Below are 15,126 nucleotides of genomic sequence, written 5' to 3' on the forward strand. Positions count from 1 at the left end.
GGTTCCGGACGCCGATTCGCGACTCAGGGTTCGATGACGATCTTGCCAGTGACCTTGCGCGAGGCCATGTCCTTGAGCGCCTGCGCGGTTTCGTCGAGCGTGTAGCGCTTCGAGACATACGGCTTGAGCTTGCCTTCGCCGATCCAGCCGACCATCTCCGCGAACGCGGCCGCATTGTTCTTCGGTTCGCGGCGCGCGTAATCGCCCCAGAACACGCCGACGAGACTCGCGCCCTTGAGCAGCGCGAGATTGAGCGGCAGCTTCGGAATCTCGCCGTTGGCGAAGCCGACCACCAGATAGCGCCCGCGCCAGCCGATGCTGCGGAACGCCGGTTCCGCATACTCGCCGCCGACCGGATCGTAGATCACGTCCGGGCCCTTGCCGTCGGTGAGCGCCTTGATGCGCTCGCGCAGATCCTCGGTCGTGTAGTTGATGGTCGCGTCGGCGCCGAAGCGGCGGCAGACTTCGAGCTTTTCTTCGCTCGATGCCGCCGCGATCACGCGCGCGCCCAGCGCCTTGCCGATCTCCACCGCCGCGAGGCCCACGCCGCCCGCCGCGCCGAGCACGAGCATCGTTTCGCCCGCACGCAGCGCCGCGCGGTCGACCACCGCGTGATGCGAGGTGCCGTAGGCGAGCGTGAAGGCCGCGGCCGTCGCGAAGTCGGCGCCTTCGGGCAGCGGCACGCAGGCGGCCGCTTCGGCGATGGCCTGCTGTGCGAAGCCGCCGTTGCCCACGTAGGCGACCACGCGCGTGCCGGGCGCGAACTTCACGCCTTCGCCCGCTGCGCGCACGATGCCCGCGACTTCCGCGCCCGGCGTGAACGGCAACTGCGGCTTGACCTGATATTTGTTCTCGATGATCAGCACGTCGGGGAAGTTGACGGCCGCGGCTTTCACGTCGATGACGACCTGGCCCGCGCCCGGCACGAGGTCGGGCAGTTCCTCGATCGAGAGCGTGTCGGGCGGGCCGTACTGGTTGCAGCGGATTGCGCGCATCGTGTCTCCTGTCTTGTCACTTCGGTCATGGATACTGCACAGCAGCACAGTGTACGGCAATCCGACGGATTGCGAACGGTCGTGCAGTTTTCTTTCGAAGAAGCATACAAGAGGAACATCGGAAAATGGCCCTGCGATCTCATGAAAGCGATCGTAGGAATGCGCCGCGCGTGGAGTCGTAAGCGGCGACGCAGCGGGCCTCCGCCTGTCGTTCGCCTGCCTTCTTTCCTCGGTTACAATCGGCTGATGCGAATCCTGATCAGCAACGACGACGGTTACCTCGCCCCCGGCCTTGCCGCGCTTTACGAAGCGATCAAGCCGCTCGGCGAAGTCACGGTGATGGCGCCCGAGCAGAACTGCAGCGCCGCTTCCAACTCGCTCACGCTGTGGCGCCCGCTTTCGGTGTTGCGCTCGGCCTCGACGGGCTTTTATTACGTCAACGGCACGCCCACCGACTCCGTGCATATCGCGCTCACGGGCATGCTCGAGCACAAGCCCGATCTCGTCGTGTCCGGCATCAACAACGGCCAGAACATGGGCGAAGACACGCTTTACTCGGGCACGGTCGCGGCGGCAACCGAAGGCATCATGTTCGGCGTGCCCGCCATTGCGTTCTCGCTCGTCGAGAAGGATTGGGTGCACCTCGATTCCGCCGCGCGCGTCGCGGCCGAAATCGTCAAGCATTACCTCGAACATCCGCTGCCGGGCAGCCCGCTGCTGAACGTCAACATCCCGAACCTGCCCTACGAGGAAATCGGCGACTGGCGCGTGACGCGCCTCGGCAAGCGCCATCCCTCGCAGCCCGTGATCCGCGAAACCAATCCGCGCGGCGAACCGATCTACTGGATCGGTCCGTCGGGCAGCGCGCGCGACGCGAGCGAGGGCACGGACTTCCACGCAGTCGCGAACGGTCATGTGTCGATCACGCCGCTGCAACTCGACCTCACGCATACGCACATGTTGCCGGCGACGCACGACTGGGTGCGCCAGGGCGGCGGCGCTTCATGACGGGCGAGCGCACGAAGCGTTTCCCGCTGGGCCTCGCGGATCTCGTGCGCGAGCCGCGTCGTCGCGACGACGCGCGCGGTTCGCTCGCGTCCGCGAGCAAGCCCGGCATCGCGAAGGGCACGGCCGCGAAGGCCGCGCCGGGTGCGCGCGGTCCGGGCGCATCGGGTGTCGTGGGCGCGGGCACTGGCGTCAAGGCCGCCAAGCCGCCGGGCGCCGCGCACAGCGCGGCTTCGCCCGCGCGCAAGTCCGCGCATCCTGGCCATCTTTCCGGTAGTTCGTCGGGTAGTTCGCTGGGTAGTTCGCCAGGCAGCGCGTCGGCCAAGCCGCGTGCCGATCTCGGCACGCGTTCCGCGCAATCGTTTCAAGGGGCGTCGGCGCCGTCCGCCAGGCCGTCTCAGCCGCACACGGCCGTGCAGGCGCGGCCGCACGTGACGCCCAGCGCCGGTGCGCCCGGCGTTGCGCTCAACGGTGCACTTGCGCTGACTTCGGAACGGGTGCGCGAACGCATGGTCGAACGCCTGCGTGCCAATGGCGTGACCGATCCGCGCGTGCTGCAGGCGCTCGCGGCCGTGCCGCGCCACATGTTCGTCGATCCGGGCCTCGCGGCTCAGGCTTACGAAGATGCGGCGCTGCCGATCGGTCATCACCAGACCATCTCGAAGCCTTCGGTCGTCGCCCGCATGCTGGAACTCGCGGGCGCGGGCCGGGAGCTCGACCGCGTGCTCGAAATCGGCACGGGCTGCGGCTACCAGGCCGCGGTCTTGAGCCGGATTGCACGCGATGTGTATTCGATTGAACGCATCAAGCCGTTATACGAGCGCGCGAAGACGAACCTGCGTCCGCTGCGCATCCCGAACATCCGCTTGCATTACGGCGACGGACGGCTCGGTTTGCCGTCGGCGGCGCCGTTCGACGCGGTTGTGATTGCCGCCGCGGGCTTCGACGTGCCGCAGGCGCTGCTCGAGCAGCTCGCCATTGGCGGCCGGCTCGTGGCGCCGGTCGCCGAGCAGGACGAACAGACCCAGGTGCTCACGCTCGTGGAGCGCACGGGTCCGGCGCAATGGCGGGAGTCGCGGCTTGATCGCGTTTTCTTTGTCCCTTTAAAATCCGGAGTGATCTGAAACCGATGAGTATGTTGCGCGCGATGCAAAGAAAACGCTTGAATATCGACCTGACCGCGGCCCAACGCAGTGCCTCGGTCATCGCGCTCTGTCTCCTGACGGCCTGCGCGACGCGTCTCGACAACGCGCCCGTCGTGGACCGCACCGCACCGCTCGGTACGGCTGGCGCGCAGCCGCCGGTGCCGCTCGGTCCGCCGCCTCCGGGATATTACCGGGTGAAGCCGGGCGACACTCTCTATAGGATTGCGCTCGAAAACGGTCAGAACTATCGCGACATCGCCACGTGGAACAACCTCACCAATCCGAACCAGATTGAGGTGGATCAGTTGCTGCGTGTCGTGCCGCCGGGTGCGAGCAATGCTGCGGCCTACACGCCGGGCGTCGTGACCGCACCTGTGCCGGGTATGGCGGCTTCGCCGCCGCCGGGCTCGCAGGCTGCCATGCCGCCGATGATCGGTTCGGGTGCGAATGCCACGTCGGCGCCGCAAGCCGCCGTGCCGCCCGCTGCCAGCACAGGCGACATGGCCGCGGCGCCGGGCGGCAGCATCGCGCTCGCGTGGCCGGTGCGCGGTCCGTTGCTCAACGGCTTCGACGATTCGAAGAACAAGGGCATCAATATCGGCGGCGCAGCGGGCGATCCGGTCAAGGCAGCAGGTGATGGCCGCGTGGTTTATGCCGGAAATGGGCTGCGCGGATACGGCAATCTCATTATCATCAAGCATGACGCCACGTTTTTGACAGCGTACGCACACAACCGGGCTTTGATGGTAAAAGAGGGCGATGCGGTCACCAAGGGACAGAAAATTGCCGAAATGGGCAATACTGACTCCGATCGCGTGATGCTGCATTTCGAAGTACGCCGTCAGGGCAAGCCCGTCGACCCACTGAAGTACTTGCCGCCGCAATAAAGCGAGCCGACCATGCCGAAATCGAAGCGCCGTCTGCAGCAAGCCGAGTCTGACAGTCAAGCCGCCCAGGTTTCGGTGGAGGACGGCGCGCAGGCGGCCGACGACGAGGAGCGCGATTTCGAGGAGCGCGAGGAACGCGAAGAGCGTGAATCGGGCTCCGAAGAAAGTAGCAGCCGCGAAGGCGAAGAGGGCGCTGCGCCCTCGGACGCCGACGATTTCCGCGCCATCCTTCAGGCCGAGCTCACGGCCGACACCATCCAGCATTATCTGAACCGGATCAGCGTCAAGCCTCTGCTCACCGTCGAGGAGGAGCAGCGCTACTCGCGTCTGGCGAAGGCCGGCGAGTTCGAGGCGCGTCAGGTCATGATCGAGCGCAATTTGCGTCTCGTCGTGAGCATTGCGAAAGGTTATCTGAATCGCGGCGTGCCTTTGCTCGATCTGATCGAGGAAGGCAACCTCGGTCTCATGCACGCGATCGAGAAGTTCGATCCTACGCGCGGCTTCCGGTTTTCTACCTACGCCACCTGGTGGATCCGTCAGAGTATCGAGCGCGCGATCATGAACCAGGCACGCACGGTGCGCCTGCCCGTGCACGTGATCCGCGAACTCAACCAGGTGCTGCGCGCCAAGCGCCATCTGGAGAAGAATTCGATGAACACCAACGCGGCGTCGGAACGGCGCGACGCGAGCATCGACGACATCGCCTATCTCACCGGCAAGACCACCGAGGAAGTCACCGACATCCTCGCGCTCAACGAGCATACGGCTTCGCTCGACGCGCCGCTCGATCTCGATCCTGCGAGCAGTCTGCTCGATCTGCTGTCCGACGACCAGAGCCAGTCGCCCGATGCCGAAGTGCAGCATCGCGAACTGGAAACGCTGACGCGCGCATGGCTCGGTCGTTTGTCGGACAAGCATCGTCACGTCATTGAACGGCGCTTTGGCCTGAACCATATCGAACCGGCCACACTCGAAGAACTGGCCGACGAAATGGGCCTCACGCGCGAGCGCGTGCGGCAGATCCAGCAGGAAGCGCTGGTGCGCCTCAAACGCTTTTTCGCGTCGAACGGCGTGCGCAAGGACGCCGTTCTCTAAGCCCGACTCACCCAGAACAACCCCTTCGGCGCGGGCTGTCCGCGCCGATTCCGTGCTGCTATCCGGTATGACACCTGTACTCGTATTCGACATCGAGACGATTCCCGATGTGGACGGCATTCGCCGTCTCGAAGATCTGCCCGCCACGCTCACCGACGCCGAAGTGGCCGAACACGCGTTCGCCGCGCGCCGCGAGAAGACGGGCAGCGATTTCCTGCCGCATCATCTGCAACGCGTGGCCGCGATTTCCTGTGTGTTCCGCGACGGCCAGGGCTTTCGCGTGCGCTCGCTCGGCACGCTCGGTGACGGCGAGGCCAAGCTGATCGACTCGTTCTATCGCACCATCGAGAAGTATTCGCCGCAACTGGTGTCGTGGAACGGCGGTGGCTTCGATCTGCCCGTGCTGCACTACCGCGCGCTGGTGCACGGCATTCGCGCGGTGCGCTACTGGGAAATGGGCGATGCGGACCGCGAGTTCAAGTGGAACAACTACATCAGCCGCTATCACTCGCGTCACACCGACCTGATGGACCTGCTCGCGATGTACCAGGCGCGCGCCAACGCGCCGCTCGACGCGCTCGCGAAGCTGTGCGGCTTCCCGGGCAAGCTCGGCATGGACGGCGGCCAGGTGTGGACGGCGTTCCAGGCGGGCCAGATCGAGGAAATCCGCAACTACTGCGAAACGGACGTGGTCAATACGTATCTGCTTTACTGCCGCTTTCAGATGATGCGCGGCGGCTTCAGCGAGCGTGAATATGCGGACGAAATCACCTTCGTGAAGCAGTCGCTCGCGGCCGAAACGGCGCCGCACTGGGACGAATATCTGAAGGCGTTCGGCGACGCCGAGTAAGTCGGTGCGGCACGCGTTCGTGCTCGGCATCAGTCGATGTCGAGTACGACCGGCTGATGATCCGACGCCTGCGTCGCGCCGTCGAACTCGCAGCGCTTAAGACGCGCGCTCAAATCCTCCGTGACGAACACGAAGTCGCAGCTGATCGGTCCGTCCGGCCATTGCTGCGTGTCGTAGACGCCTGCCGTGGGCGGCGGTGTCGCGCCCGGGTGCAGCGCGGCCCAGGCGTCGATAAAGGCCGGGCTGTCGTCGATCGGCGCCAGCATGCGCCGGTACGCCGCGCTATTCCATTCGCTGTTGAAATCGCCGCAGACGATTGCGCTCGCGGGCCGGGCGGTGCGTGCGAACGGCCCGTCGGCGTTTTCCACCGGTGCGGGCCGCGCCGCGTGGCCGGCGGCTTCCTGCTGCAAGCGGCGCAACTCATCCACCTGCGCCAGCCGCTGGCGTTCCGAATAAAACTCCAGATGAGTCACGAGGATGCGCAGCGCGCCGCCCGCGGTCGTCGCGCCCGAAACATCGAGGACGGCTTCGAGCGCCACACGCTGCATCGAGGGCGCAGCCTCGTCGGCGGGCCAGGGCAGCAGATGGCGGAACACCTGCGCGACAGGCAGCCGCGTCGCGAGCGCATTGCCGAACTGCCGCCGTTTTCCGACGGATCGACCCGCGTGTGCGGACACCGGGGGCAGATCGGCACCAATCGCCTCGATCACGGTGAAGCCCGGCAGCAGTGCCGCGAGTTCCGCGAATTGATCGTCGCCGGGACCGCCCGGCAGCGCGTGAAAACCGCGCGTGATTTCCTGTAGACAGAGCACGTCGAAGTCGGCGAGCCGCCGGGCTTCGCGCACGGTGCGCGCGAGATCGACGATGCCCGATGCGTTGCGGCCCCACTGCACGTTCCAGCTCACGAGTTTCATGGCGAACTCCCGCGATTGCGAGACGAGAAGATCTGGACAGTATCGTGCAGGAAGCCGTGCAGAAACGATGCTTGCGTTGCGCGGATCAGCGGCGCGTGACGCTGTAGTCGGTCGAATGCCAGGCGACGGCCGGCCCGGCAGCCGCGCGGACCTGTGCGGGATCGCAGGTCGCGCGCGCGGTCGCAATGACCGCCTGGCGTTTGAAATAGATGGCGAACGGCACATTGCCGTATTTGCCGAGCGCATACTGGAAGCATTCGTTGCCGCTTTCGCCGTAGAACCGGTCGGGCGGGCCGACGCGCTTGATGACGTCGTTTTGCGTCATGCCGGGCGCGACCGTGGACATGACGGTTTCCGGTTTGGCCGTGGGCGCGGAGCAGGCAGCGAGTGCCAGCGCCGCGGCGCCGAGTGTGCAGCAAAGCAGGGTTTTCATGGCGATGTCGAAAATAGTGATGGGGTCTGCAACGAGTACGCTGAACGCCGTGCCGTTTCCATCAGATGAGTCCGAAACCGGATGAGCGATCTATTCGGGAATCCGAAATGCCGCGCGAAGACGCCGAGCGAAAATGGAGTCGGGCGGAGATCAAACGGAAAGAAAGCGGAGTCTGCGGGTGGTATCGATGGAAACCGCTGGAGATCGGTGCGCGTCGCAGGCACGTCGCAAGAACCATCGTACTGACGGGCGTCAGTCACGGGCATCAGACTAATCTGAAAGCGCAGCGGTCCGATTTTCAGACTCGGCGCAGGCGCAGATCGCGTCGTTTAGCGTGATTTCCGTGCAGCGCGACGCGGCGCGCATGAGGCCGCTGCCGCCGAATCGACTACAATCTCGCCTTCGCCCAAAAAATCCACCCCACTGTCTGTCAGGAATCCGCTGGTGTCCCAAGCTGCCCCCGACCCTCAAGCCGAAACTCTCCACGCCGCGCCCCTTCAGGCCGGTGCGCTTCCCGTCGCGCCCTCGAAGAAGCGCAGCAAACGCGAACGCCGCGCCGACAAGCGCGCCGCCGTGGAAGCCTCGGTCGCTCAGGCCCCGATTCTCGAAATCGAATCGCTCGATATGGAGGCGCGCGGCGTGGGCCGCACCGTCACCGAAACGGGCGAGCCGGGCAAGGTGATCTTCGTCGAGGGCGCACTGCCGGGCGAACGCGTCACGTATCTGAGCTATCGCAAGAAACCGACGTTCGAACAGGCGGAAGTCGTGAGCGTGCTGCGCGAAAGCGCGATCCGCACCAAGCCGCAATGTCCGTACTTCGGCAAATGCGGCGGCTGTTCGATGCAGCATCTGGACGTGCGCGCCCAGATCGCCGTCAAGCAACGCGTGCTCGAAGACAATCTTCAGCATCTCTCGAAGGTGCGTTCAGAAACGATGTTCCGCCCGATTCACGGGCCGTCGTGGGGTTATCGCTATCGCGCGCGCCTGACCGTGCGCAACGTGCCGAAGAAGGGCGGCGTGCTGGTCGGTTTCCACGAGCGCAAGAGCAGCTACGTGGCCGACATGACGAGTTGCGAAGTGCTGCCGCAGCACGTTTCGGCGATGCTGGTGCCGCTGCGCAAGCTGGTGGAAGGGCTGTCGATTCGCGATCGCATGCCGCAGATCGAGCTGGCTGTCGGTTCGAGCGTCACGGCGCTCGTGCTGCGCATCCTGGAGCCGATTACGGCCGCCGACGAAGATCTGCTGCGCGCATTCGCCGACGAGCACAACGTGCAGTTCTGGCTGCAGCCGAAGGGCCCGGAGACGGTGTTCCCGTTCTATCCGCTCGACACGCCGCTCGACTACACGCTGCCGGAATTCGACATCCGCATGCCGTTCAAGCCGACCGACTTCACGCAGGTCAATCATCAGATCAACCGCGTGCTCGTGGGCCGCGCGCTGCGTCTGCTCGCGCCCGAGCCGGGCGACCGCGTGCTCGATCTGTTCTGCGGGATCGGCAACTTCACGCTGCCGCTGGCGCGTCTGTCGCGCGAGGTGGTCGGCATCGAAGGCAGCGAGCAGTTGACGACGCGCGCGCTCGAAAACGCGCGCGCCAACGGCGTGGACGGTCATACGTCGTTCGCCTGCCGCAACCTGTTCGAAGTCACCGCCGACGATATCCGCGCGCTCGGCCACTTCGACAAGTTTCTGGTCGATCCGCCGCGCGAAGGCGCATTCGCGGTGTCGCAGGCGCTCGCCGAGATCGCGCAGAGCGGCAACGGTCCGCTGCCCAAGCGCATCGTCTACGTGTCGTGCAGTCCGGCGACGCTGGCGCGCGACGCGGGCGTGCTGGTCAACGAAGCCGGTTATCGCCTCAAGGGCGCGGGCGTGGTGAACATGTTCCCGCACACCTCGCACGTCGAATCGATCGCCCTGTTCGAGCGCGATTGATCCGCGCGAGCGCATAAAAAACGCCACGGAAAACCGTGGCGTTTTTTGTTTCAGCCCGCGGCGACCGCATAACGGCCGGCGCGGTGACTGAACAGCGCTTACCAGACTTGCCACCAGGACTTGTTGTCGCCCTTGGTCGGACGCGCGTGACCCGTGATGTACGGGCTGTCCGGGAACGTGGCGGCGAGCACGCGGCGCGTGTCGTCGGCCAGTTGCGGCTGCTCGAGCTTCTGGTACGACAGCATCATGATGTGCAGCGCGTCTTCGATCGCCGGGGCGCTCTTGTACTCGGTGATCGCGAGCTGCGCGCGGTTGATGGCCGCCACGTAGGCGCCGCGACGATAGTAGTAGTCGGCCGCGTGCACTTCGTGCGAAGCCAGCGCGTTCACGATGTAGCGCATGCGCTGCGCCGCGTCGGGGGCGTACTTGCTCTGCGGGTACTTGTCGACGACCACCTTGAACGCGTCATACGACTCGCGCAGCGACTTCGGATCGCGCTCGCTCATGTCCTGGCCGGAGAAGCGGCCGAACAGACCAAGGTCGTCGTTGAAGTGGATCATGCCCTTCAGGTAGTACGCGTAGGCGATGTCCGGGTGATCCGGGTGCAGCTGGATAAAGCGGTTGATCGCCTGGTCGGCCGCGTCGTTCTCGTTGTCCTTCCAGTTACAGTAGGCAACGTTGATCTGCGCCTGCTGGGCGAAGTGGCCGAACGGATCGCGACCTTCGAGCTGCTCGAAATATTTCGCGCACTTGCCCCAGTCGCCGCCGGACAGCGCGTCCTGGGCCTCCGTATATAATTTGTTGTTGTTCCACATTGCCGTTTCGTCGGTCTTTTCCGGCAGGCCGTGGCAGGCCGCGACAGCGGCAATCGCAGCGCCGCAGGCGGCAATGCGAATGATGTTGCCAATCTTGCCGAGCGTTTGTGCTCGTGCCGCGTTCCGGGCCACCGCATATTGGGCCAGTTTCGTAATCGTGTTCAAGGCTCGCATTTTCCAGTCCAGCTTCAGGTCCACAGGTGACCCAGACTCAATGACCCGTTCAGTTACTCCGGGTGCCGGCGCTCCCGGCGCCCAAAACAGCATCAGCGATTATAGCCTGGGCGATGACCCCAATGCCGCAGCAGCCAATGAGGCGCTTGACGACGACCTGATCGGAGACGTCTCCGAAGAGGCTTCAGGCGCTATTTCTGGCGGTATTCCGGCGGGAAAGCCCCGTACGCGTCAGGCTCAGCAGGAGCAGGAAGCGCGTCGCGCCGACGTGCCCGACGAGCTTGCGGGCGAGCGTCTCGACAAGGTGCTCGCCAAGGTTTTCCCCGAATTTTCGCGTAACCGGCTGCAAAGCTGGATCGAGGCGCAGCGCGTGCTGGTCGACGGCAAACCGGCCAAGGTGCGCCAGCCGGTGCCGCTTGGCGCGACGATCGAACTCGTGCCGGACCTGCTGCCCGAGCAGCTCGCGTTCACGCCCGAGCCGGTGCCGCTCGAAATTATTTACGAAGATGACGCGATCGTCGTCATCAACAAGCCCGCGGGCCTCGTCGTCCATCCGGCGGCGGGCAACTGGAGCGGCACGATTCTCAACGGCCTGCTGCATCGCTACGGCGAAGCGGCGGCGGGGCTGCCGCGCGCGGGCATCGTGCATCGGCTCGACAAGGAAACTTCCGGGCTGATGGTCGTCGCGCGCACGCTCGAGGCGCAGACCGACCTCGTGCGCCAGTTGCAGGCGCGCACGGTCAAGCGCCGCTATCTGGCGCTCGTCTGGGGCAATATCGCCGAATCCGGCACGATCGACGCGCCGATCGGCCGCGATTCGCGCGAACGCACGCGCATGGCGGTGGTGAAGGGCGCGTCGGGCAAGCCCGCGCGCACGCACTTCCGCCGCATCGACAAGACGCTCTGGCACAACCAGCCGGTCAGCGCGATCCATTGCGATCTGGAGACCGGCCGCACGCACCAGATTCGCGTGCATTGCGCGGCTGTCGGCCATCCGCTGCTCGGCGATCCGGTCTACGGCCACGCGCGCGGCAAGCGCTCGGTCGCGGCGCTGCCCAACGGCTTTGCGCGTCAGGCGCTGCACGCCTGGCGCCTCGGGCTCATCCATCCGGTCACGGGCCGCGCGATGCAGTGGCGAGCCGAAGTGCCGGACGACATGGACGAGCTGATCGAAGCGCTCGGCTTCGGCGCGGAAGAGGACGAAGACGGCTTCGACGACATGTTCGACAGCGCCTACACCGACGAGGGCTACGTAATCGGCAGTAACGAAGAGGATTACGCAGATGACCACGACGACGAGGATGACGGGCACGACGAAGGCGAAAGCGACGACGAAAGCGATCACGACGATCACGACGATCACACGAAGGGAGACAAGCCCGCATGACGACGACCTGCCCGGAACTGATTGCCGCCGATCTGCTGCATCCGGATTGGCGTGCGTCGCCGCGCGTGCGCGCCTTCGTCACCACGCGTAACGGCGGTGTCAGCGAGCCGCCGTTCGGGCGCTGGAAGTCGGAGCACGGCGACGCGAACGGCGAGGGCGTCGATCTGCCCGGCGGCATGAATCTCGGACGCGGTTCGGGCGACGATCTCGATCAGGTCGAAGCCAATCGCGCGCGTCTGCTCGCGCATGCGGGCGTGCCGGCGGCGTGGCTCAAGCAGATTCACGGTCCGCGCGTGGTGGATGCGGCCGACGCGCTCGCGGCGGCGCGCGCAGACACGCCGCTCGAAGCGGACGCGAGCGTGACGGATCAGCCCGGCATCGCCTGTACGGTGATGGTCGCCGACTGCATGCCGGTGCTGCTGTGCGATCCCGACGGGCGCGCGGTGGGCGCCGCGCACGCGGGCTGGCGCGGACTCGCGGCCGGCGTGATCGAAGCGACGGCGCGCCGCGTCGCCGCGCTCGCCGGCTGCGAGACGCGTGCGTTGCATGCGTACCTCGGTCCGTCGATCGGCCCGCAAGCCTTCGAGGTGGGGGCAGACGTGCGTGACGCGTTCATGAATCACGCCGACGCTGTCGACGCCGCACAACGCGCCGCGACGCTCGCTGCAACCGCCGCCGCATTCGCGCCGCGCGCCGCAGCGCCGGGCAAATTCTTCGCCGATCTCCCGGCGCTCGCGCGCCTGCGTCTGGCCGGACTGGGCATCGCGCACGCGAGCGGCGGCGACATGTGCACATTCACAGATCGCGAGCGCTTCTACTCGTATCGCCGCGAGCCCGTTACGGGCCGCATGGCCGCCCTGATCTGGATCACGCCCTGAACGGCATCCGGCACGCCGCGTCGTCAACAGAATACGCGCTTCCCTCGCAGTCTTATCGCGGTGGAAGCGCGTTTTTCTTTATCGCTTTCATGTGCGATTGGCCGTGTATTTTGTTGCGCTGCACCGTAACTGGCGGCATACGGCGCAGCATGCGTTGCGAATCGAATTGACGATGCGACTTGCGCGTTGCAAGCACTTGCGCGCACGGCGATTTTTTGTGCGCCACCGCATTGCGCCTTTACGTTGGCTATTTAAGCGAAGGATTACATCGGGAAAACGATAATAAAAAAAATATCGCAGTGCGGCAAAATCGGGAACAAGCATTGACACGCTTTGCAGTGGGGAGCAAAAATGTCCCTCACCTACGGGACAGGACGCGACGAGGCGCACGGCAGCAGCGCAGCGTTCGCGGCCCACCTGCCTCTCAACCAGTCCTTCGGGACACATCGGTCAAAAGCAGGCATGACGGCATCTCAACGTTCCACGACGGCCCCGGGTGCGGGTGCTTCAGACGGTGCACAGTCTTTCTTTCCGAATTTCACGCCGGACGCGGCCGGTATGCAGCACATGCTCGAAGCGTGGACGCAGGCCTGGCGCAACGCCATGAATGCTGCGCAACAAACGGGCGCGCAGCAGTGGGGCCAGGCGGCTCAGCCGGGCGCGAACGGGGGCAACGGTGCGGCTGCGAATCCGCTGCATGCGGCCTTCGGCGCGGCGTTCAATCCCACGGCCTTTAATCCTTCTGCCTTTAATGCTTCGGCATTCAATCCCGCGGCGTTCAATCCGGCTGCGATGAACCCGGGCATGGCTGCGCCGTTCGGCGCGCTCGAGGCGTTCAAGATGCCCACGGCGTCGATCGAACCCACGCGGCTGCAGCATCTCCAGTCCGAGTATTCGCGCGACGCGATGGAACTGCTGCGCGAAGCGTCGGCGGCCACGCCCAAGGCACCCGAACTCAAGGACCGCCGCTTCAGCGCCGAGGCCTGGAAGGCCACGCCGGCGTATGCCTTCACGGCTGCGTGGTATCTGCTGAACGCGCGCTATCTGCATGAACTCGTCGACGCGCTCGACACCGACGCGAAAACGCGCGAGCGCATCCGCTTCGTCGTGCAGCAATGGACTGCTGCGGCGTCGCCCAGCAACTTTCTCGCACTGAATCCCGAAGCGCAGAACGCGCTGCTCGAAAGTCACGGCGAAAGCCTGCGTCAGGGCGTGATGAATATGCTCGGCGACATGACGCGCGGCAAGATCTCGCAAACCGACGAATCGCGCTTCGTGGTCGGCCGTAATCTCGCGAATACCGAAGGCTCGGTCGTCTACGAGAACGCGCTGTTCCAGCTGATTCAATACAAGCCGCGCACGCCGACCGTGCGCGAACGGCCGCTGCTGATCGTGCCGCCGTGCATCAACAAGTTCTACATCCTTGACCTGCAGCCCGAGAACTCGCTCGTCGCATACGCGCTCGAGCAGGGGCAGCAGGTGTTCCTCGTGTCCTGGCACAACGGCGACGCGTCCATTGCCGACAAGGACTGGGACGACTACATCGAAGACGGCGTGCTGCGCGCCATCGACACGGTGCGCAGCATCAGCGGCCGCGAGCAGATCAACACGCTCGGCTTCTGCGTGGGCGGCACGCTGCTCGCCACGGCGCTGGCCGTCGCGGCGGCGCGCGGCGAACATCCGGCAGCGTCGATGACGCTGCTCACGGCCATGCTCGATTTCACCGACACCGGCGTGCTCGACGTGTTCGTCGACGAGGCGCACGTGCAGATGCGCGAGCAGACCATCGGCGGCAAGAACGGCGGCACGCCGGGCCTCATGCGCGGCATGGAGTTCGCCAACACGTTCTCGTTCCTGCGTCCGAACGATCTCGTCTGGAATTACGTCGTCGACAATTATCTCAAGGGCCGCACGCCCGCTGCGTTCGATCTGCTCTACTGGAACAGCGACTCGACGAGCTTGCCCGGTCCGATGTATGCGTGGTATCTGCGCAATACGTATCTGGAAAACAAACTCCGCGAGCCGGGCGCGCTGACGGTGTGCGGCGAGGAAGTGGACCTTTCGCGCATCGACGTGCCCACGTTCATCTACGGCTCGCGCGAGGATCACATCGTGCCGTGGCGCACGGCGTATGCCTCGGTGCCGCTGCTCTCGGGGCCGCTCAAGTTCGTGCTGGGCGCGTCGGGGCACATCGCGGGCGTGATCAATCCGCCCTCGAAGAACAAGCGTAGTTTCTGGAGCTTCGAAACCGACGCCAAACATCTGCCCGAGGAGGCGGACGACTGGTTCGGCGAGGCGACGGAGCAGCCGGGCAGTTGGTGGCCCACGTGGGCCGAATGGCTCGACCAGTTCGGCGGCAAGAAGGTCAAGCCGCGCGCGCAGGCGGGCTCCGCGGAGTTTCCGGAAATCGAGCCCGCGCCGGGCCGCTATGTGCAGCAGCGCGAATAATACATACGCGCGCGGGCACGCAAGGAAATTGACGGATTTTTAACTTGACTGGGTGTGCGTCTCTCGCAGAATCGCGCCGCCCGGAGGAACTGAAAATGACTGAGATTGTGATCGTTTCGGCCGCCCGCACCGCGGTAGGCAAGTTCGGTGGTTCGCTCGCGAAGGTGGCGG

Annotated in this window: 13 protein-coding genes; 9 read left to right on the top strand and 4 right to left on the bottom strand. The window is 65.3% G+C overall.

Going from position 1 to position 15,126, the window contains the following annotated elements; all coding sequences use genetic code 11:
* Window positions 1-23: 23 nt before the first annotated feature.
* Window positions 24-995 carry an NADPH:quinone oxidoreductase family protein gene (locus SB764_RS30965; RefSeq protein WP_074984216.1) on the bottom strand — a complete coding sequence of 324 codons (972 nt, stop codon included), beginning with the start codon at window positions 993-995 and terminating at the stop codon, window positions 24-26.
* A 246-nt stretch (window positions 996-1,241) separates the two neighbouring features.
* Here SB764_RS30965 and surE point away from each other — a divergent pair, with 246 nt between their 5' ends.
* The 5 genes from surE to SB764_RS30990 all read left to right on the top strand — a co-directional run bounded on the left by surE (window position 1,242) and on the right by SB764_RS30990 (window position 5,977).
* Window positions 1,242-2,003, top strand: coding sequence for a 5'/3'-nucleotidase SurE (surE, locus tag SB764_RS30970; RefSeq protein ID WP_065060038.1), 762 nt, complete (start codon window positions 1,242-1,244; stop codon window positions 2,001-2,003).
* Window positions 2,000-3,124: a protein-L-isoaspartate(D-aspartate) O-methyltransferase gene (locus SB764_RS30975; protein WP_410865909.1), complete on the top strand. Its 1,125-nt coding sequence runs from the start codon at window positions 2,000-2,002 to the stop codon at window positions 3,122-3,124. The genes surE and SB764_RS30975 overlap by 4 nt, the downstream gene beginning before the upstream one ends.
* Before the next feature lie 5 nt (window positions 3,125-3,129).
* A complete protein-coding gene (locus SB764_RS30980) occupies window positions 3,130-4,032 on the top strand; it encodes a peptidoglycan DD-metalloendopeptidase family protein (RefSeq protein ID WP_065060036.1) in 903 nt (300 codons plus the stop codon).
* A gap of 12 nt (window positions 4,033-4,044) precedes the next feature.
* Window positions 4,045-5,127: an RNA polymerase sigma factor RpoS gene (gene rpoS / locus SB764_RS30985; protein ID WP_074984211.1), complete on the top strand. Its 1,083-nt coding sequence runs from the start codon at window positions 4,045-4,047 to the stop codon at window positions 5,125-5,127.
* Between the two features lie 67 nt (window positions 5,128-5,194).
* Window positions 5,195-5,977 carry a 3'-5' exonuclease gene (locus SB764_RS30990; RefSeq protein WP_176079277.1) on the top strand — a complete coding sequence of 261 codons (783 nt, stop codon included), beginning with the start codon at window positions 5,195-5,197 and terminating at the stop codon, window positions 5,975-5,977.
* Window positions 5,978-6,006: 29 nt separating this feature from the next.
* On the opposite strand, the gene SB764_RS30995 is transcribed toward SB764_RS30990, so the two are convergent.
* Entirely contained in the window at window positions 6,007-6,891 is an 885-nt protein-coding gene (locus tag SB764_RS30995) for an endonuclease/exonuclease/phosphatase family protein (RefSeq protein WP_410865910.1), read from the bottom strand.
* Window positions 6,892-6,976: 85 nt separating this feature from the next.
* Window positions 6,977-7,324, bottom strand: a complete 348-nt coding sequence (locus SB764_RS31000; RefSeq protein WP_080180532.1) for a hypothetical protein — start codon at window positions 7,322-7,324, stop codon at window positions 6,977-6,979.
* Between the two features lie 624 nt (window positions 7,325-7,948).
* On the opposite strand from SB764_RS31000, the gene rlmD reads away from it, so the two are divergent.
* A complete protein-coding gene (rlmD, locus tag SB764_RS31005) occupies window positions 7,949-9,253 on the top strand; it encodes a 23S rRNA (uracil(1939)-C(5))-methyltransferase RlmD (RefSeq protein ID WP_231957549.1) in 1,305 nt (434 codons plus the stop codon).
* A gap of 98 nt (window positions 9,254-9,351) precedes the next feature.
* Here rlmD and SB764_RS31010 read toward each other — a convergent pair whose 3' ends face one another.
* Window positions 9,352-10,242 (bottom strand): outer membrane protein assembly factor BamD, encoded by an 891-nt coding sequence (locus SB764_RS31010; RefSeq protein WP_065060110.1) that lies wholly within the window; start codon window positions 10,240-10,242, stop codon window positions 9,352-9,354.
* A 40-nt stretch (window positions 10,243-10,282) separates the two neighbouring features.
* On the opposite strand from SB764_RS31010, the gene SB764_RS31015 reads away from it, so the two are divergent.
* The 3 genes from SB764_RS31015 to phaC all read left to right on the top strand — a co-directional run bounded on the left by SB764_RS31015 (window position 10,283) and on the right by phaC (window position 14,955).
* A complete protein-coding gene (locus tag SB764_RS31015) occupies window positions 10,283-11,629 on the top strand; it encodes an RluA family pseudouridine synthase (protein WP_176079275.1) in 1,347 nt (448 codons plus the stop codon).
* Window positions 11,626-12,507: a peptidoglycan editing factor PgeF gene (pgeF, locus tag SB764_RS31020; RefSeq protein ID WP_183038131.1), complete on the top strand. Its 882-nt coding sequence runs from the start codon at window positions 11,626-11,628 to the stop codon at window positions 12,505-12,507. The genes SB764_RS31015 and pgeF overlap by 4 nt, the downstream gene beginning before the upstream one ends.
* Window positions 12,508-12,969: 462 nt before the next feature.
* Window positions 12,970-14,955, top strand: coding sequence for a class I poly(R)-hydroxyalkanoic acid synthase (phaC, locus tag SB764_RS31025; RefSeq protein ID WP_183716411.1), 1,986 nt, complete (start codon window positions 12,970-12,972; stop codon window positions 14,953-14,955).
* The last annotated feature ends 171 nt before the right edge of the window (window positions 14,956-15,126 follow it).

The organism is Paraburkholderia sp. SIMBA_027 (assembly GCF_046535315.1).
GTDB classification, from domain to species: domain Bacteria; phylum Pseudomonadota; class Gammaproteobacteria; order Burkholderiales; family Burkholderiaceae; genus Paraburkholderia; species Paraburkholderia tropica.